General features: G+C 74.9%; 19 protein-coding genes. 7 read left to right on the top strand and 12 right to left on the bottom strand.

Going from position 1 to position 17483, the window contains the following annotated elements; translation table 11 throughout:
* Window positions 1–17: 17 nt before the first annotated feature.
* The 3 genes from FHN55_RS15025 to FHN55_RS15015 are packed head-to-tail and all read left to right on the top strand — an operon-like array spanning window position 18 to window position 2660.
* On the top strand, window positions 18–881 hold the full coding sequence (locus tag FHN55_RS15025) for an ABC-2 family transporter protein (RefSeq protein ID WP_218974694.1): 864 nt from the start codon (window positions 18–20) through the stop codon (window positions 879–881).
* A complete protein-coding gene (locus tag FHN55_RS15020) occupies window positions 874–1698 on the top strand; it encodes an ABC transporter permease (RefSeq protein ID WP_139713140.1) in 825 nt (274 codons plus the stop codon). Before FHN55_RS15025 ends, FHN55_RS15020 begins: the two co-directional genes overlap by 8 nt.
* Window positions 1695–2660, top strand: coding sequence for an ATP-binding cassette domain-containing protein (locus tag FHN55_RS15015; protein ID WP_139713139.1), 966 nt, complete (start codon window positions 1695–1697; stop codon window positions 2658–2660). The genes FHN55_RS15020 and FHN55_RS15015 overlap by 4 nt, the downstream gene beginning before the upstream one ends.
* Here FHN55_RS15015 and thpR read toward each other — a convergent pair.
* A complete protein-coding gene (gene thpR / locus FHN55_RS15010; RefSeq protein ID WP_139713138.1) occupies window positions 2639–3241 on the bottom strand; it encodes an RNA 2',3'-cyclic phosphodiesterase in 603 nt (200 codons plus the stop codon). The genes FHN55_RS15015 and thpR overlap by 22 nt on opposite strands.
* Before the next feature lie 51 nt (window positions 3242–3292).
* On the bottom strand, window positions 3293–4783 hold the full coding sequence (locus FHN55_RS15005; protein ID WP_139713137.1) for an NCS2 family permease: 1491 nt from the start codon (window positions 4781–4783) through the stop codon (window positions 3293–3295).
* A gap of 170 nt (window positions 4784–4953) precedes the next feature.
* Here FHN55_RS15005 and FHN55_RS15000 point away from each other — a divergent pair, with 170 nt between their 5' ends.
* Window positions 4954–5793 carry an SDR family oxidoreductase gene (locus FHN55_RS15000; protein WP_306821814.1) on the top strand — a complete coding sequence of 280 codons (840 nt, stop codon included), beginning with the start codon at window positions 4954–4956 and terminating at the stop codon, window positions 5791–5793.
* Between the two features lie 68 nt (window positions 5794–5861).
* Here FHN55_RS15000 and FHN55_RS14995 read toward each other — a convergent pair whose 3' ends face one another.
* From FHN55_RS14995 to hisD, 4 genes are all read right to left on the bottom strand, one after another.
* Window positions 5862–6920 carry an isopenicillin N synthase family oxygenase gene (locus FHN55_RS14995; protein ID WP_139713136.1) on the bottom strand — a complete coding sequence of 353 codons (1059 nt, stop codon included), beginning with the start codon at window positions 6918–6920 and terminating at the stop codon, window positions 5862–5864.
* 47 nt (window positions 6921–6967) lie between these two features.
* Window positions 6968–7585 (bottom strand): helix-turn-helix domain-containing protein, encoded by a 618-nt coding sequence (locus FHN55_RS14990; RefSeq protein WP_139713135.1) that lies wholly within the window; start codon window positions 7583–7585, stop codon window positions 6968–6970.
* Window positions 7582–8367: a VOC family protein gene (locus FHN55_RS14985; protein WP_139713134.1), complete on the bottom strand. Its 786-nt coding sequence runs from the start codon at window positions 8365–8367 to the stop codon at window positions 7582–7584. Before FHN55_RS14985 ends, FHN55_RS14990 begins: the two co-directional genes overlap by 4 nt.
* 61 nt (window positions 8368–8428) lie before the next feature.
* Complete coding sequence (gene hisD, locus FHN55_RS14980; protein ID WP_139713191.1) at window positions 8429–9751, bottom strand: histidinol dehydrogenase; 1323 nt, start codon at window positions 9749–9751, stop codon at window positions 8429–8431.
* 133 nt (window positions 9752–9884) lie between these two features.
* Between hisD and FHN55_RS14975 the strand changes: the two genes are divergently transcribed.
* Complete coding sequence (locus FHN55_RS14975) at window positions 9885–10343, top strand: nuclear transport factor 2 family protein (protein WP_139713133.1); 459 nt, start codon at window positions 9885–9887, stop codon at window positions 10341–10343.
* Window positions 10344–10403: 60 nt separating this feature from the next.
* Here FHN55_RS14975 and FHN55_RS14970 read toward each other — a convergent pair whose 3' ends face one another.
* Window positions 10404–11318 carry an ArgP/LysG family DNA-binding transcriptional regulator gene (locus FHN55_RS14970; protein ID WP_139713132.1) on the bottom strand — a complete coding sequence of 305 codons (915 nt, stop codon included), beginning with the start codon at window positions 11316–11318 and terminating at the stop codon, window positions 10404–10406.
* Between the two features lie 82 nt (window positions 11319–11400).
* Here FHN55_RS14970 and FHN55_RS14965 point away from each other — a divergent pair, with 82 nt between their 5' ends.
* The gene (locus FHN55_RS14965) at window positions 11401–12039 is read left to right on the top strand and encodes a LysE/ArgO family amino acid transporter (protein ID WP_139713131.1); all 639 of its coding nucleotides are present in this window, start codon (window positions 11401–11403) and stop codon (window positions 12037–12039) included.
* A 24-nt stretch (window positions 12040–12063) separates the two neighbouring features.
* Here FHN55_RS14965 and FHN55_RS14960 read toward each other — a convergent pair whose 3' ends face one another.
* The 4 genes from FHN55_RS14960 to FHN55_RS14945 form a co-directional block, all read right to left on the bottom strand.
* Window positions 12064–12519, bottom strand: a complete 456-nt coding sequence (locus FHN55_RS14960; protein ID WP_139713130.1) for an HIT family protein — start codon at window positions 12517–12519, stop codon at window positions 12064–12066.
* Between the two features lie 53 nt (window positions 12520–12572).
* Window positions 12573–14201 (bottom strand): DUF2252 domain-containing protein, encoded by a 1629-nt coding sequence (locus tag FHN55_RS14955; protein ID WP_218974692.1) that lies wholly within the window; start codon window positions 14199–14201, stop codon window positions 12573–12575.
* A gap of 50 nt (window positions 14202–14251) precedes the next feature.
* Window positions 14252–15037, bottom strand: a complete 786-nt coding sequence (locus tag FHN55_RS14950; protein ID WP_139713129.1) for a metallophosphoesterase — start codon at window positions 15035–15037, stop codon at window positions 14252–14254.
* Window positions 15038–15257: 220 nt separating this feature from the next.
* Window positions 15258–16172, bottom strand: a complete 915-nt coding sequence (locus FHN55_RS14945) for a DMT family transporter (protein ID WP_139713128.1) — start codon at window positions 16170–16172, stop codon at window positions 15258–15260.
* A 106-nt stretch (window positions 16173–16278) separates the two neighbouring features.
* Between FHN55_RS14945 and FHN55_RS14940 the strand changes: the two genes are divergently transcribed.
* Window positions 16279–16920, top strand: a complete 642-nt coding sequence (locus FHN55_RS14940; RefSeq protein ID WP_257571023.1) for a TetR/AcrR family transcriptional regulator — start codon at window positions 16279–16281, stop codon at window positions 16918–16920.
* Window positions 16921–16991: 71 nt separating this feature from the next.
* Here the strand turns inward: FHN55_RS14940 and FHN55_RS14935 are convergent, their stop codons facing one another.
* The gene (locus tag FHN55_RS14935; protein WP_139713126.1) at window positions 16992–17450 is read right to left on the bottom strand and encodes an SRPBCC domain-containing protein; all 459 of its coding nucleotides are present in this window, start codon (window positions 17448–17450) and stop codon (window positions 16992–16994) included.
* Window positions 17451–17483 lie beyond the last annotated feature (33 nt).

Genomic DNA, 17483 nt, shown 5'->3' with positions numbered 1-17483 from the left:
CTCGCGAGTAGGTTCCTGTGACCGTGCGTCACGACGGCCAGCCAGCGCAGGCGGGCCCTGACCACAGCCCCACCGGCGCGACCTGGCTGCGGGTGCACGGTCGCCTGCTCGCCGCCGGCTGGCGCCGCGGCTCCACCTACCGGGCAGCAGCGCTGGGCGGCCTCGTCGCCAACGCGACCTTCGGCTTCCTCAAGGTCAGCGTGCTCACCGCCGCCGTGGCCGCGGGCGGCGGCGAGCTGGCGGGGTACGACACCCGTGCCGTCATCGCCTACGCCTGGCTCAGCCAGGCGCTGCTCGGCTCGGTCAACCTCTTCGGGCGCATCGACCTGGCGGACCGGATGCGGGACGGCAGCGTCGCCGTCGACCTGCTCCGACCCCTGGACCTGCAGACCTCCACCACGGCGCAGGAGGTCGGCCGGGCGCTGTTCTCGCTGCTGCCGCGCGGGGTACCGATCCTCGTGCTCGCGCTGACGGTCGGCGGCATGCGCATCCCCCTCGACCCCGCCGTCCTGGGCGCCGGGCTCCTCAGCGCACTGCTCGCCGTCGTCCTGTCGCACCTCGTGGTCTACCTCGTGGCCGCCACCGGCTTCTGGACCGTGGAGACCCGCGGGCTGCAGGTCTTCTACATGGTGGTGGCCGGCTTCTTCGCCGGACTGTTCGTCCCGGTGTCGATCTTCCCGGGTCGGCTGTTCGCGCTGGCGCAGGCGACGCCGTTCCCCTCGATGCTGCAGACACCGGTGGACCTGCTCTCCGGCCGCGTGGTCGGCGCCGAGGCCGCGCTCGCCCTGCTCACCCAGCTCGCCTGGCTGGCGGGCGCGCTCGTGGCCGGCCAGCTGATGACCCGCGCCGGCCGACGCCGCCTGGAGGTGCAGGGTGGCTGAGGTCCTGGGGCGGCGGGGCTCGCGGTGGCGCCCCTACCGCGCCGTCGTCGCCAGCCGCGTCCGCAGCCAGACCAGCTACCGCGGCGGCTTCGCGCTCGACCTGCTCAGCTCGCTGCTGGTCGGCGTCGTCCAGCTGGCCGAGGTGCTCGTGCTGTTCCACTCCGTGGACAGCCTCGGCGGGCTCGACCTCGCCGCCGTCGTCCTGGTCTTCGGCATCGCCGACCTGTCCTTCAGCCTCGCCGACCTCGTCGTCGGCCACCTCGACACGCTGCCGACCTACCTGCGCAGCGGCACCCTCGACGTCTTCTACCTGCGGCCCCAGCCGCTGCTCGCGCAGCTGGTGACCAGCGACATCAGCCTGCGACGCGTCACGCGCATCGGCGTGGCCGTGGTGGCGCTCGGCGTGGGCGTGGCGGTCAACGACGTCGCCTGGACGCCGCTGCTCGTCGCGTTCCTGGCGCTCGTGGTCCTGACCAGCGCGCTGACGTTCGCGGCGGTGTTCGTGGCGGCGGCGGGCGTGCAGTTCTTCCTCGTGGACGCGGCCGAGGCCACCGCCGCCGCCGTCTACGGCGGCCGCTACGCCGCCACGCAGCCGGCGTCGGTGTGGGCGAAGCCCCTCGTGGCGGTCTTCGGCTTCGCCATCCCGATGGCGTTCACCGCGTACCTGCCGGTGGTGGCGCTGCTCGACCTGCCGGGGCCGGGGTGGCTGCCCGGGTGGGCCGGCTGGCTGGCGCCGCTCGCCGCGGTGTGGACGTGGGCGGTCGCGCTGCTGGCCTGGCGCACCGGCGTGCGGCACTACCAGGGGGGCGGAGGATGACGACGACGCCCGCCGTGCAGGTGGAGCGGCTCACGCGGAGGTTCCGCGTGCGGTCCGGCGTGCTCGGGCGGCGCGAGGTGACCGCTGTCGACGACCTCACCCTGACCATCGGGGCCGGGGAGTCGGTGGGGTACATCGGCGCGAACGGCGCGGGGAAGTCGACGACGATCAAGATGCTCGCCGGCATCCTCGTGCCCACCTCCGGCACGGTGACGACCTGCGGGCTGGAGCCGGTCGCTCAGCGCCGGGCACTGGCCCGGCGGCTGGGGGTGGTCTTCGGGCAGCGGTCGCAGCTGTGGTGGGACCTGCCGCTGGCGGAGTCGTACCGGATCCTCGCCGCCGTGCACGGGCTGAGCGCTGCGCGGGAGCGCGAGCGGACGGCCGAGCTGGTCGAACGCCTCGAGCTGGGCGAGTTCCTCACAGCGCCCGTGCGGCAGCTGTCGCTGGGGCAGCGGATGCGCGGGGAGGTGGCCGCGGCGCTGCTGCACTCCCCCGACCTGCTCGTGCTCGACGAGCCCACCATCGGCCTGGACGTGCTGAGCAAGCAGCGGCTGCGGGAGTTCCTCCTGGCCGAGCGGGCGGCGCACGGCACCACGCTGCTGCTCACCACCCACGACATGGGTGACGTGTCCCGGCTGTGCGAGCGGGTGCTGCTGGTCGACCGCGGCCGCCTGGCCTACGACGGGTCGCTCAGCGGTCTGTCGAAGGAGGTGGGCGCGCGCCGGGTGCTCGTGGTGGACCTGGCCGCGCCGAGCCCGGACCTGGTGGGCGTACCGCACGCCGAGCACCTCGGCAGCGAGGCCGGCGGGCTGCGCCAGCGGCTGGCGTTCGACGACGCGGCCACGACGGCGGCGGTGGTCCTGTCAGCGGTGAGCGACCGGGTGGAGGTGCGCGACCTGTCCGTGGAGGAGCCCGACGTGGAGGACGTCGTCCGCAGGACCTACCTGTCCCGCGGCCGCTGACCTCCCCTGCCCCTCCGTGACCATGGAGCGTCGGCCACCAGCGGCAGGTGCTCCAGCACCTCGTAGCGCCCGTCAGAGGTGTGGCTGCGCACCAGTCGCGCTCCGGTGGCGGTCCACGTCGGTCCCCGCGCGCCGATCAGCTGGTCGGCCAGCTGGTCGGCCAGCTGGCCGAGCGCGCCGGCCCCACCCCGCCCGGCGGCGCGCGCGAGCGTGACGTGCGGCCGGTAGGCGCGCTCCTCGATCGCCACCCCGGCCGCCCGCGCCGCGTCGGCGACGCCAGCCGCCAGGGCCGCGAGCCGCTCGACGTCGCCGGTCACCCCCGCCCAGAGCACGCTCGTGCCGAAGGTCCCCGTGCCCGCCAGACGCAGCCTCACCGGACCGGTCGCCGCCGCGGCGGAGCGCAGCGGCGGCAGCAGACGGCGGACGTCGTCGTCGTCGAGCTCACCGAGGAACGCCAGGGTCACGTGCCAGCGGGACGGAGGCGACCACCGCACGCCCGGCACCCGGCCGAGCTCGGCGACGGCGTCGGCCACCGGCTGCGTCGCGTCCAGCGGTGGCTCCAGGGACACGAAGAGGCGCATCACGTGCTCCGGAGGTCCATGATCACGGCCGGCCGGGGGGTGGGGGCGGGGTCAGCGGACGCCGAGCAGCGACTCGACCGGCGCGATCGCGAAGTACACGACGAACAGCGCCGCCAGCAGCCACAGCAGCGGGTGCACCGTCTTCGCGCGCCCCGTCACCGCCATGAGCAGCGCGTAGGAGACCAGCCCCGCGCCGATGCCGTTGCTGATCGAGTACGTGAACGGCATGACCACGATGGTCAGGAACGCCGGCACCGCGAGCGCCAGGTCGCTCCAGTCCAGCGAGCGCACCTGGGTGGCCATGAGGAACCCGACGACGACGAGCGCGGGCGAGGCGGCCTCGAACGGCACGACCTCCACCAGCGGCGTGAAGAACACCGCCAGCAGGAACAGCACGCCCGTGACGACGCTCGCGAGCCCGGTCCGGGCGCCCTCGCCGACACCCGCGGCCGACTCGACGAAGGTCGTGTTGGACGACACCGAGCCGAGGCCACCGGCCGCCGCGGCCACCGAGTCGACGAGCAGCACCCGCTGCACGCCGGGGACCTGGCCGTCGGCGTCGAGGAGTCCGGCCTCGGCGGTCACGCCGGTCACGGTGCCGACGGTGTCGAAGAAGTCCGCCAGGACCAGCGTGAAGATGACGAGCACCGCAGCGACGACGCCGACGCGGGCGAAGCCGCCGAGCAGGTCGACCGCTCCGATGATCGACAGGTCGGGCGTGCCGACCAGCTGCGACGGCAGCTGCGGCACCACGAGGCTCCAGCCCGAGGGGTTGGTCGCGCCGTCAGCGGCGGTGCGCGGGCCCACGCCCGTGACCGCCTCGACGACGACGGCGAAGACCGTCGCCGAGATGATCCCGATGAGGATCGCGCCCTTCACCTTCCGGGCCATGAGCACGAGGGTGAGCAGCAGGCCCACCACGAAGGTGACGGTGGGCCAGCCCGTGAGGCTGCCTCCGACGCCCAGCTCCAGCGGCGTTCCGCCGCCCGCGGGGGTGCGCACGAAGCCGGAGTCGACGAAGCCGATGAGCGCGATGAACAGGCCGATGCCGACGCCGATGGCCGTCTTGAGCTGGGAGGGCACGGCGCGGAAGACCGCCGTCCGGAAGCCGGTGAGCACCAGCACCGTGATGACGATCCCCTCGACGACCACCAGGCCCATCGCCTCGGCCCACGTCATCTGCGAGGCCACGGAGAACGTCACGAAGGCGTTCAGGCCCAGCCCCGCCGCGATGGCGAAGGGGTACCTGCCGACCACGCCCATGAGCAGCGTCATCACGCCGGCCACGAGGGCGGTCGCCGCGGCGACCGCGGGGACGCCCAGCACGCGGCCGTCGACGTCGGCCGCCGTCCCGATGATGAGCGGGTTCAGGACGACGATGTACGCCATCGTGAAGAAGGTCGCGAAGCCACCGCGGACCTCCCTCCCGACCGTCGACCCGCGGGCCGTGATCGAGAAGTACCTGTCGAGACCGCCCAGGCGGCCAGGGGCGGGTGGGCGCCCGTCGCGCGAGCTCGTGGGCGTGGGTGCTGCGTCTGCCACGTGGGGGGATTCTGCCCTGCCGCAGCCGCACCCCCGTCTCCCACGCCCGCGTGACCAGCGACGATCAAGGAAGTCCCGCTCCAGGCGGTGCGTCAGCGGGCGGACGCGGGGTAGTGCCCCGGCACCGGGTCGAGCGCGACGGCCCTCGCGCCACCCCGAGGAGCACCACCGTGTCCCAGCCCGCGCAGCAGCAGTCGGTCCCCGGCACCACCGCCGCGATGGACCCGGCCCCCGACCACGGCGAGCAGAGCTACCGCGGCTCCGGCCGCCTCGCCGGCAAGAAGGCCGTCATCACCGGCGGCGACAGCGGCATCGGCCGTGCCGTGGCCATCGCCTACGCCCGCGAGGGCGCCGACGTGCTGGTCTCCTACCTCAGCGAGGACGAGGACGCCGCCGAGACCCGGCGCTGGGTCGAGGAGGCGGGTCAGCGGTGCGTGCTCGTGCCGGGTGACCTCGGTGACCCCGCGCACTGCCGCGCGGTCATCGCGAAGGCGGTCGAGGAGTTCGGCCGCATCGACGTGCTGGTGAGCAACGCGGCGTTCCAGATGAGCCGCGACTCGCTGGAGGAGACGCCCGACGAGGAGTGGGACCGCACCATCGCGACCAACCTGTCGGCGTTCTTCCACCTCACCAAGGCGGCGCTGCCGCACATGGGGCCGGGCTCGTCGATCATCGGCTCGTCCAGCGTGAACTCCGACAACCCCTCGCCCCAGCTGCTGCCCTACGCGGCGACCAAGTCGGCGATCGCCAACATGACGGCGTCGATGGCGCAGCTGCTCGGCGAGCGCGGGATCCGGGCCAACTCCGTGGCGCCGGGCCCGATCTGGACGCCGCTCATCCCCTCGACGATGCCGGAGGAGAAGGTCGAGCACTTCGGGGAGGAGACCCCGCTGGGTCGCGTCGGGCAGCCGGCGGAGCTGGCGCCGGTGTACGTGCTGCTGGCCTCGGACGAGGGCAGCTACATCAGCGGCGCCCGCATCGCGGTGACCGGAGGCCGCCCCATCCTCTGACGACGGCGCGTCTTCCCCCTCCCGAACCGCGACCAGGCCCTCGGCTGCGGTTCGGGAGGGGTCAGCGGTCAGCGTGTCGAGGCGAGCACCCGGGCGGCCTCGCGCGCGGCGTCGGCGTTCTTCCGCAGGTCGCGCGAGCCGGCGAGCTTCGCCGCGATGTGCTCCCCCACGGTCATCGGCGGGTAGAGCGGCTCCTCGCCGTCCTCGACCGTCCCGGGCAGGGCGGTGATGACGGCGTCGACGTCGCCGTCGTGGAAGAACGCCGCCGAGCGGCGCCGCTCGATGGTCCCGTCGACGATCGGCGGCTTCACGCGGTGCAGGGTCGACATCCACCGCTCGTTGGTCCAGCGCGCCATGACGTCACCGAGGTTGACCAGCAGCGCGCCGTCGGCGGGCATGACGTCGTGCCAGCCGCCGTCGGCGCCGAGCACCTGCAGGCCGGGGACCCGGTCGGCCCACAGCACGGTGACGATGCCGTAGTCGGTGTGCTCGCCCATGCCCGTGAGGTCACCGTCCAGGTCGACCGTGCCGGGCGGCAGCGCGTAGTTGTTCATGCGCAGCACGTCGAGGCTGTGGCCGGTGACGCCGCGGAACCAGCCCGGCTCCAGGCCGAGCGCGTCGGCGAAGACGTCGGTGAGCGTGCGGGCCACCCGACCGGCCTCGGCCTCCCACGCCTGGACGCGGCGCTTGAAGCCGGGCACGAGGTCCTCACCGGGCCACAGGTCCTCGGGGTAGTGCGCCGGGTCGAGCGCGACCGGAGCGTCCGGGTAGTCGCTGACGGCGGCGCCGGTGTTGAAGGCCTCGAAGAAGTCGTTCATGCGGCTGGCCGCCTCCACCCCCAGCGACAGCGAGAGGTTCTCGCTCTTGGGCGGGGTGTAGCCGCGGTTGACGCCCCTCGGAGCGCGCAGCTGCTTCTTGGTCTCCAGCGGCAGCCCGAAGAAGTCGTCGACCGCCGACGCGAGCCCGTCGGCCACCTCCTCGGGCACGCCGTGGCCGACCACCTGCACGAAGCCGACCGTGCGGCACGCGGCGTCCATGGCCGTCGCGGTGGCGGCGCGCTCGGCGTCGCTGCCACCGGTCACGTAGGGGGAGATGTCGACGACGGGGACCTCGAAACCAGCGCTCATGACCCCTGACCGTAAGTGCTGCTTACGAAAGGTGGGTGACGGTCGTGTTACGGCTTCCTCGCCGCCGTGACGACGGCGAGGGCCTCGGCCGGCTCGACGGCTCCGTCGGGACCCGGGCGCAGCACCCAGCGGTGCGGCACCTCGCCCTCGTGGTGCAGCGAGTCGCCGGGGCCCAGGTCGGTGCTCGACCCGTCCGCGAACTCCACGGCCAGGTGACCGCGCAGCACGTGCACGAACACCTCCCCCGGCTGGGAGAACCAGTCCTGCTCGGCGTCTCCGGGGTCGATGACGTAGTGGTGGGCCTCCAGCAGCACGCCCTCGCCGGTGCGCGTGAGCAGCCGGGAGCGCTGGGGCGGCCGGCCCTCGTCGTCGTCCTCGCTCACCCGGTAGCGCGGTCCCTCGCCGGCGCGCGTGGTGCGGCGCAGCTCCCCCGTGAGCGGCAGGAGGTCGTTGGCGGCGCAGCCGAGCGCGGACGCCAGCCGGTAGAGCACCGGGATGCTCACCGACGAGCGCCCGCCCTCGAGCTGGCTGACGAAGGGTCCGGACACCCCGGCGCGGCGGGCGAGCTCCGCCACCGACAGGCCCGCTGCCGTGCGGCGCGCGCGGACGGCGGCGCCGACGAGGGCGCCGGGGTCGTCACCGCCGGCGCCCAGCTCCGCCGTCACGACCTGTCGGGCTGGGGCGCCCCGTCCGGTGCCCGCATCACGGCGAACCGCGCGCCGTGCGGGTCGGTCAGCACGGCCATGCGGCCGAACGGCGTGTCGTCGGGTGCGCCCACCACGCCGCCGCCCGCCGCCGTGGCGGCGGCCACCGCGGCATCGGTGTCGGGCACGAGGAAGTACACGAGCCAGCCCGGACCGGGTGCGCCGAACAGCGGCCCCGCCCCACCGCACGGGACCTGCTCCCCGGCGAGGCGGAGCGTGGTGTACCCGTCGGGGGCGCCGTCGAAGGTGTCCGCCTCGAGCCCGAAGACCTCCCGGAGGAAGGCGCGCGAGGCGTCGGGGTCCGCGCTGCGCAGGTCCTCCCAGACCAGGGCGCCGGGCTCGTTGACGACGCTCGCGCCGATGAGCGCCCCCGCCTGCCAGGCACCGGTGACGGCACCGGACGGGTCGGCGACGAACAGCACCCGGCCCTGCGGGCCGATCGCCTCGGGGCCGGCGACCACGCGGCCGCCCGCTGCGACGGCCGCGCGGGCGGTGGCCTCGGCGTCGTCGGTGGCGAGGTAGACGCACCACCCCGCCGACTGCGCCTCGGTGACGGGCCCGAGCCCCGCCGCCACCTCGCCGTCGACGACGACGTGCGCGTACGCGTCGGGCCCCTCACCGCGCAGGCGGAACTCCCACCCGAGCACGGCGGCGTAGAAGGCGCGCGCCGCGGCCGGGTCGGGCGAGGCGAGGTCGGTCCAGCACGGCAGGCCCGCGGGCCACGGACGGGTGCGGCGGCTCATGCCCCGATCCCAGCACCGACCACCGACAGCCGTCGAGCCCCGCTGGACGGGTGCGGCGGCGTCAGGGCAGGCGGGCGGAGACGGCCTCGCCGTGGGCGGGCAGGTCCTCGGCGCCGGCGAGCGCGAGCACGTGCGGCGCGACGTCGGCCAGCGCCTCCTTGGAGTACTCGACCACGTGGATGCCGCGCAGGAACGTCGCGACGCTCAGCCCCGCGGTGTGCGAACAGGTGCCGCCGGTGGGCAGCACGTGGTTGGACCCGGCGCAGTAGTCGCCCAGCGAGACCGGGGCGTAGGCCCCGACGAACACCGCACCGGCGTTGCGCACCCGGGCGGCCACGGCGGCGGCGTCCCGGGTCTGGATCTCCAGGTGCTCGCTGCCGTAGGCGTCGACGACGGCGAGGCCCGCCTCGACGTCGTCGACGAGCACCACCAGCGACTGCGGTCCGGCCAGGGCCACCGCCACCCGCTCGCCGTGCCGCGTCGCCGGGACGCGGCGGGCGAGGGCCTCGTCGACGGCGTCGGCCAGCGCCGCGCTGTCGGTGACGAGCACCGCGGCGGACGCCTCGCCGTGCTCGGCCTGGCTGATGAGGTCGGCGGCGACGTGCTCGGGGTCGGCGGTGTCGTCGGCGAGCACGGCGACCTCCGAGGGGCCGGCCTCGGCGTCGGTGCCGATGACACCGCGCAGCAGGCGCTTGGCGGCGGTGACGTAGATGTTGCCGGGGCCGGTGACGAGGTCGACCGGGGGGCAGCTCTGGGAGCCGTCGGCCTCGCGGGCGCCGAGCGCGAGCATCGCGACGGCCTGCGCGCCGCCGACCGCGTACACCTCGTCGACGCCGAGCAGGGCGCACGCGGCGAGGATGGTCGGGTCGGGCAGGGCGGCGTCCGGGCCGCTACCGCGGCGCGGCGGGGTGGCGACGGCGAGGCTCTCCACGCCGGCCTCCTGCGCCGGGACGACGTTCATCACCACGCTGCTGGGCAGCGGCGCGACGCCGGCGGGCACGTACAGGCCCACCCGCTGGACGGGCACGAAGCGCTCGGTGACGGTGCCGCCGTCGACCACCTGCGTCACCACGTCGCTGCGCCGCTGGTCGGCGTGCACGAGGCGGCTGCGCCGGATCGACTCCTCCAGGGCGGCTCGGACGGCGGGGTCGAGGGCCTCGAGCGCGGCGGCCAGCGCGGCCGCCGGGACGCGCAGGTCGGTGACGCGGACGCCGTCGAAGCGCTCGCCGAGGTCGCGGACGGCGTCGGCGCCGCCCTCGCGCACCTGGTCGACCACCGGGCGGACGACGGCGAGCGCTGCCTCGACGTCGACCTCCGCGCGCGGCATGCGGCTGCGCAGCTCGCGCGCGTCGACGTGCTGGCCGCGCAGGTCGAGGCGTCGCATCGTCACGGGGGCCTGCGTCGTGCTGCTCACGGGGGTCAAGCCTAGAGCCGCCCCCCACCCCTCCCCGTGATCACGGACGTCCAGAGCACTTTCCGGCCGCGCGAGAGACCCGCCCGGTCGAGAGACTGCAGCCGTGAGCGAGCAGCGACCGCCCCTCCCCCCGTTCGACGCGACCACCGCCCGCGCCAAGGTGCGGGCCGCCGAGGGCGCCTGGAACACCCGCGACCCCGAGCGCGTGGCCGCCGCGTACTCGCCCGACTCGGAGTGGCGCAACCGCTCGACGTTCCTGCGGGGCCGGGAGGAGATCGCCGCGTTCCTCCGCGGCAAGTGGGAGCGCGAGCTCGACTACGCGCTGCGCAAGGACCTGTGGGCGTTCACCGACGACCGCATCGCCGTCCGGTTCCAGTACGAGTGCCGCGACGTCGACGGCCAGTGGTGGCGCTCCTACGGCAACGAGCTGTGGGAGTTCGACGCCGACGGCCTCATGCGCCGGCGCGAGGCGAGCATCGACGACGTGCGCATCGAGGAGTCCGAGCGGCGCATCCACGGGCCGCGCGCCGAGGGCGACGACACGGCCCCGCCGCTGCGCTGACCGCGCGCCGCGCTCGGGAGGTCCATGATCACGGCCGGAGAGCGCGCGGGAGGTCCATGGTCACGGGGAGGGGGGCTGGACGAGGGCGGTGCGCGCCGCGGAGGCCAGCGCCGCCGCGACGGCGTCGAGCGCGGGACTGCGCAGCTTCCACTGCTGCCAGAAGAGCGGCACGTCGACCGGCGCCTCGTCGAGGAGCACCAGCCGCCCGGCCTCCAGGTCGGCGGCGGCGTGCGCCTGCGGCAGCAGCGCCCACCCCCAGCCGAGGCGCACGGCCTCGGAGAAGTCGACCGACGCGGGGACGTGGTGGCGCGGCGGGTCGAGGCGCTCCCCCGCGGCGGCCCGAGCGGCCAGCCACGCGTCCTGCAGGTCGTCGTCGCGGTCGAAGACCACCACGGGCGCGCTCCCCCGGTCGTCCGACCAGCGACCGGCCACCTCCGGGGTGGCCACCGCCAGGTAGCGCATGGCGCCGAGGGGCCGCACCGAGCAGCCGGGGACGGCGACGGCGTCCGCCGTGATCGCGCCGACCACCGTGCCGTCGCGCAGCAGCCGCGCGGTGTGCGCCTGGTCCTCTCGGCGCAGGTCGAGGCACACCTCCGCCTCGGGGCCGGCGAGGTGGGCCAGCGCCGGCAGCACCCAGGTGGCCAGGGAGTCGGCGTTGACGGCCAGGGGCAGCACGGGCGGGCGCGCTGGACCCGCACCGGCAGCGCCGTCGCCCGTGTCCTGTCCCAGGGCGGCCGCCGCGTCGGCGACGAGCAGCGACACCTGGCGGGCCAGGCGCAGCACCTCCTCGCCGGAGCTCGTCGGCCGCACCGGCCGCGAGCGCACGAGCAGGACGCGACCGGTGGCCTGCTCCAGGGCCCGCAGCCGCTGGCTCACCGCCGAGGTGGTGACGTGCAGCTGCCGGGCCCCGGCCTCGAGCGTGCCGGCGTCGACGACGGCGGCCAGCGCCCGCAGCTGTCCCAGGTCGAGGTCCACGACCCACACGTTAAGCGCTGCTTCACCAAGTGCAGAGAGTGTCGATGGACTTCACACCGGCGCGCTCCCTAGCGTCACTCCCGTGCTCCTCACCTCGGACCCCCACCTGCTCGCCGCCGCCTCCGGCCTCGGCCTGGGGCTGTCGCTCATCGTGGCGATCGGCGCGCAGAACGCCTTCGTGCTGCGCCAGGGGCTGCGCGGGGAGCACGTGCTCGGCGTCGTCGCCGTCTGCGCGCTGTCCGACCTCGCCCTCATCGTGGCCGGGGTCGCCGGAGCGGGAGCCGCGCTGCAGGCGTGGCCGCCGGCCCTCGTCGTCGTCAGGGTCGCGGGGGCGCTGTTCCTCGCCGGGTACGCCGTGCTGGCCGCGCGCCGCGCCCTGCGCCCCGCCGGCGGCGAGGCCGCGCTGCGCGCCGACACCGCCGGGAGCAGCACCACCCTCGCGGCTGCCCTCGCCACGTGCCTGGCGCTGACGTGGCTGAACCCGCACGTCTACCTCGACACGGTGGTGCTGCTCGGGTCCATCGCCAGCACGCACGGCGCCGAGCGCTGGTGGTTCGCCGCCGGCGCGGGTGCGGGGAGCATCATCTGGTTCACCGCGCTGGGCTTCGGCGCGCGCCTGCTGCGACCGCTGTTCGCCCGGCCCGTCGCCTGGCGGGTGCTCGACGCGGTCATCGCCGTCGTCATGGCCTCGCTGGCGGCCACCCTGCTGCTCGGCCTCTGACGCGCGGGACGACGACGGCAGGCGTCAGAGCCGGTCCGCGATGGACTGCCGCAGCGCGTCGTGCTGGGGTCCGAGCGCAGTGGCGGGCTCGTGCCAGCGCTCGATCGGGTAGACCCACACCGGGCGCCGGACCACGTGGTCCGGCTCCCACGCGTAGCGGGGCCAGACGTGGGTGTGCAGGAACGGGCTGGCGTTGCCGAGGATCTCGACGTTGACCCGCCGGAAGGCCGGGTCTGCTGCGGCGCACGCCCCCTCCACCGCCTCGGCGAGGGCGGCGACGCTGTCGAGGTAGTCGCGCCGAGCGGCGGGCGCCAGGTCGGACAGCCGCGTGACTGCGGGGTCGTCCGTCAGCAGCACGCAGTAGCCGGGGAGGAACTGCGCCTCGCCCATGGTGGCGAAGGCCGCCGGCATCCGCGCGAACACGCGCGGGTTCTCGCCCCTCAGCGCCGATCCGACCCGGTCCTCGCGCCACTCCTCCACGCCGCGATCCAACCAGCGCCGACCGACCGGCTGCTCCGGCACCGGGCCGCCGCTCAGCGGTAGACCCGGTCCACCTTGGAGAACGCCCCGTGGGCGTGGTCGCGCCGGTAGGTGCCGTGGTCGGTGCGCACCCGGTCGGCGGCCTCGGCGGCGAACTCGACGACGTCCTCCACGAACAGGTCCAGCGGCGCCATCGCGGAGAGGATCTCCGGCTCGACGTCGTGGTCGACGCGGCCGGCCTCGTCGGAGCGGGCGTGCAGGTTGGCCAGCACGCGGCCGCAGACGCGGGCGTAGTCGAGCCAGCCCTGCCCGGACAGGGACGTGAGGTCCACGCTGTCGCGGTACCAGCTGCGCTCGCGCACGAGGTAGCTGTCGCCGCCGTGCTGGACGCTGCCGTAGAAGACCCCGCCGTTGACCATGGCCACGCGCTGCGCGTGGGCGATCCGGGCGCCGTGGCGCGCGGAGGCGCCGCCGTCGGGGTCGTCCCCGCCCACGGAGGGGTCGGCGTGGTCCTCGTGGTCGTCGGGGCTGATGTCCGACGGCGGCACCAGACCTGCGAGCGCGGAGCGCCGGGCCTGCTTCACCTCGAGCAGCAGGTCGTCGGTGCCGCGCTCGTCGGCGCCGCCGATGAGCAGGTAGTAGCGGGCCAGCCCGAGGGAGGCGGTGCCCTGACCCTTGCGGACGGCGACGTCCTTGACGCGCATGCCGTCCGCGCGGGGCGGCACCTCGATCTCGTTCTCCTCGACGTACCGGTCCACGAGCTCCTGGAACTCGGCCAGGCGGCTGCTCACCGGCACGATCTTCCTGCTGGGAGCGAAGCGCCGGCCGGTGTCGTCGAGGTACTTGCTGGTGAGGTATGCGGCGCGGGAGCCGCGCACGGCGTGGTCGAGCAGGTCGGCGATGAGCGGTGGGGCGTTGTCGCGGCGCATCTCGTCGAAGGCCTCCGTGGCGTCCGCGGCGTAGGCGCGCATCGCGTCGGCGTACCCGCGCACGAACGCCTCGGCGGTGCTCCGCTGCCGCGCCCCGCCCTTCTGCCCCTCGCTCTCCGCAGCCACCATGAAGCCCGTGGCCCCGCGCTTGAGGTCCCACGTGAAGGGGGCGTAGGCGGCCTCGTCGTAGTCGTCGATGCCGAAGACCGGCACGTCGTCGCGGTTGGGCACCACCCCGAAGTTGTCCGGGTGCACGTCACCGGCGGACAGCACCGTCGGCATCCACGGGTCCTCCCCGGCCATGTCGCGGTAGAAGAGCAGCGCGGTGCCGCGGAAGAAGGAGAACGGCGAGGCGGCGAGCTTGTCGAACTTCTCCCGCGCCTCCTCGTCATGCGTGGCGATGCGGGTCTGGTGGTCCTCGCGGATGGTCTGGCGCACGTGGATGCGCCGCTCGGTGCCGGTGAGCAGGCGCGGCAGCAGCACCATCTCCCCTGCCGCCCGGCGCTGGGCGAGCAGCGTGAACGCCTCCACGCGGGAGGCCGCCGGGGGCTCGCCGTCACCGCCGTGGTCGGGGGCGCCGGGCCCGGACGGCTCCGCGTCGCCGCCGGCGGAGAGCAGCTCCATGAGCGCGGGCCGCGTCATCCGCCGGGTCACGCGCAGGCCGCGGCGGCGGGCCAGCTGGAACAGCTCCTCGCGGGTGGCGGTGGAGGCCGTGCCCTCCAGGCCGGCGGACGCCTCGGTCGAGTCGATCACCGCCCCGGTGTACCGGTCAGGACGGCGACGCGCACGTCGTGCGCGTCTCCTCAGGCCTCCGGCGGCGGGGTCCGCAGGCCGCGCTCCACGTGCAGCGAGCGGTACACGCCCGTGCGCAGCTCCACCTCGTACTCCGCGGTCAGCGGCATGGCCAGCTCGCGCGCCACCGCCACCTCGGCGTCGACGTCGTACGGCACCCGCACGAACTGGTAGGTGAAGGGCGCGGCCTCGGCCGAGTCCAGCTCTCCCTCCAGCAGCAGGTACGACAGGTGCGGGTCCTCGTCGAGGGGGTTGCCCGCCGACCCGCAGTTGATGAGCGTGCGGCCGTCGATCACCTCGCTGTAGGCGTGGTGGAGGTCGCCGTAGACGACGACGTCGGGGGTGGGCGTCGGGCCGTCGCGCTCCGTCAGCGGCGTGGCCTCGAAGAAGGAGTCGAACTCCTCCTTGCTGTGGTGGCGCCAGATGCGCGTGAACGGGCTGTCGGTGGAGGCGTGCACGAACCTCACCTGCCGTCCCGAGAGCAGCAGGTGGTGGGCGAGCGGCAGGGAGCGCATCCAGGCGCGGTCGTCGTCGGACAGCTCCGCGCGCCACCACTGCATGCCGGGGTGCACCATCCGGCGCGACAGGTCCGAGAGCACGACCTCCCAGTTGCCCATCACGGTCAGCGCGCAGCGCTCGCGCGTGAGCTGCACGCACTCCGAGCCCCGGGGCCCCTTCCCGGCGACGTCCCCGAGGTTGAGGACGACGTCGGCGCCGCGCCGGTCGGCGTCCTCCAGCACCGCGCGGTAGGCGGTGAGGTTGCCGTGGACGTCCGAGACGACGGCGATGCGCACCACGCCCCCACCTTCTCGCACGCCCCCGGTGGTCGCCGCCCCGGCTCGACCCCGCCCTCCCGCGACGATCGAGGGAGTCAGCGACACACCTCTGCGACCAGCCGACGGGCGAGCGAGGAGCCCACGTGGACGACCCCACCAACAACGCCCCCGCCTCCGAGACGAGCGCGCCTGCTGCCTCCGCCCACCTGCAGCCCGCACCCTCGCGTCGGGGCGTTACCGCTCAGCGCAGCCCGTCGGGCGGTGGGGCCACCGGGGCGCGCCGCACCTCCGGACGCAACGACCCCAGCTGCAGCAGCAGGGCCGCCCCGGCGCCGCTGAGCGCCAGCCCGAGCACGGTGGTGACCCGGAGGTCGTCGCCGAACACCGCCGCAGCCCACACCGCGGTCACGGCGGGGGTGAGGTAGAGCAGGGCGTTGGTCCGGTCGGCCCCGAGGACGTCGATCGCGCGGTAGTAGCAGGCGTAGCTGCCCAGCCCGGCGACGACGGCGAAGGCCAGCGCCACCCAGAAGCCCGCCGAGGGCGGCGGCAGGAGGTCCCCGGTCGCAGCGGCAGCCCCGGAGGTCAGCACTGCGGCGACCGAGCACTGCAGGGCCAGGCTCTGCGCCAGCGGCATCGTCGGCGTGCTGCCCGCTCCCCAGCGCTCGTGGAGCACCGTGCCCGCGGCGAGGGACAGCACCGCCGCGACCGGCAGCAGCAGCGCCAGGAGCGAGGCTCCCGCTCCGACGTCCCCGACGGCGGTCAGCGCCACGCCGGCGGTCCCAGCCGCCAGCCCGGCCACGTGCCTCCGGCTCACCGGGCGCCGGTTCGCGACGGCCACGGCGACGAGGACGAGCGCCGTCTGCAGGGAGCCGATGAGCGCTGAGGTCCCCGCGGGCACGCCGGCCGCCGCCCCCCAGTAGATGCCCGCGAGGTAGAGGCCCTGGCAGAGGACCGCGAGCACCACCTGGCGGCCCCACTCGCGGGCGGGCCAGCGCCGCCATCGCCGCGGCAGGAGGGGAGCCAGCAGGAGCGCCGGCACCAGGCAGCGCCAGGCGAGCACCGTAGCGGCGTCGGTGCTGGAGGACCCGAGTTCAGCGCCGATGAACCCCGAGCTCCAGAAGAGCACGAGGGCCACGGCCAGCACACGGGCGCTCACCGCCCGGACCTCGATCGCGACGGGGAGGCACCATCCGGTAGGGACATGCGAGGCAGGTAACCATACCGGTCGGTATACTCGCAGTGTCCCGAGGAGAGGTGGTCCCGTGTCCCTGCCCGCTCACGCCCTGACGGTCCTCGACGCTGCGACCCCACCGGCCCTGCGGCCCGTCCTGCAGCCGCTGCCGGTCCTGACCGCGGCCGGTGAGCGCCTCCTGGACGCCGCCAGCGACCTGTTCTACGGCCGTGGGGTGCGTGCCGTGGGCGTCGACCTCATCGCCGACACCGCGGGCACCACCAAGAAGACGCTCTACGACCGGTTCGGCTCCAAGGACGCCCTGGTCGCCCTGTACCTGCTGCGCCGGGCCCACCGCTGGCGCGCCCACGTGCTGGCCGAGCTCGAGTCGCTGGAGGTGTCGGCGGACCCGTCCCTGGCCCGCCAGCAGCGGGTGGGTCGCCTGTTCGAGGTGCTGGAGACGTGGATGGGTGGGCAGCGCCGCGGCTGCGCCTTCGTCAACACCTTCGCCGAGGTCGGCGACGGCGACCACCCCGCCGTCCCCGTCATCCGCGCGGAGAAGGCGTGGATGCGCGCGCTGCTGGACGCCCTGGCGGGCGATCCCGACCTCGGGGGCCACCTCCACCTGCTCTACGAGGGGACCCTCGTCGTCATGACGGCGGGCGGCGACCCCGGAGCTGCGGCACGTGCGCGCAGCGCCGCACTCGACCTGGTCGCCACCCGCGCTGCGTAGCCTCGCCGCACGGTGGAGGCCGCCGAGCCAGTGGCGGCCGCGCGGTGCAGCTGCGGTCGCCGGGGCCGTTCTCACGCGGCCGGCGGGGCCTCCTCGGCGAGCTGCTTCACGCGGACGAGCGCTTCGTCCCACGCCCCCACCATCGCGTCGTAGTGCTCCTCGCCCATCGGCGCGGAGACGACCAGGTGCGTCCCGCCCTCCACCGCCTCGAGGCGGTAGGTCTCGTGGGTCCCGCGGTACTCGGCGGCCGCCTCGCCCTCGGTGACCGGCTGGCCGCCGGAGACGAAGCCGTCGTACTCGACGTCGACCAGCTCGTGCGGGCGGTTCGCCACGACGCGCCCCAGCATCCCGTCGCCCTCGGGACCGAGGAAGCGGACCACGCTGCCCTCCTGCCAGTCGGTGTCCGCGTAGGACCCCTCCGCGAACACCGACGTCCAGTCGCGGTACGTGACGTCGTCGAGGAGCACGTGCCACACGCGCTCGGGCGGGGCGGCGATGTCGACGGTCTTCTCGATCACTCGTGCGGTCATGGCGGGTCCCCTCGTCGGACGGTGTGCGTGGAG

The organism is Streptomyces sp. NP160, assembly GCF_006335115.1.
Taxonomy (GTDB): domain Bacteria; phylum Actinomycetota; class Actinomycetes; order Actinomycetales; family Quadrisphaeraceae; genus Quadrisphaera.
The sequence above is the reverse complement of the archived record's forward strand: the minus strand, read 5'-3'. Positions and strand labels throughout refer to the sequence as shown.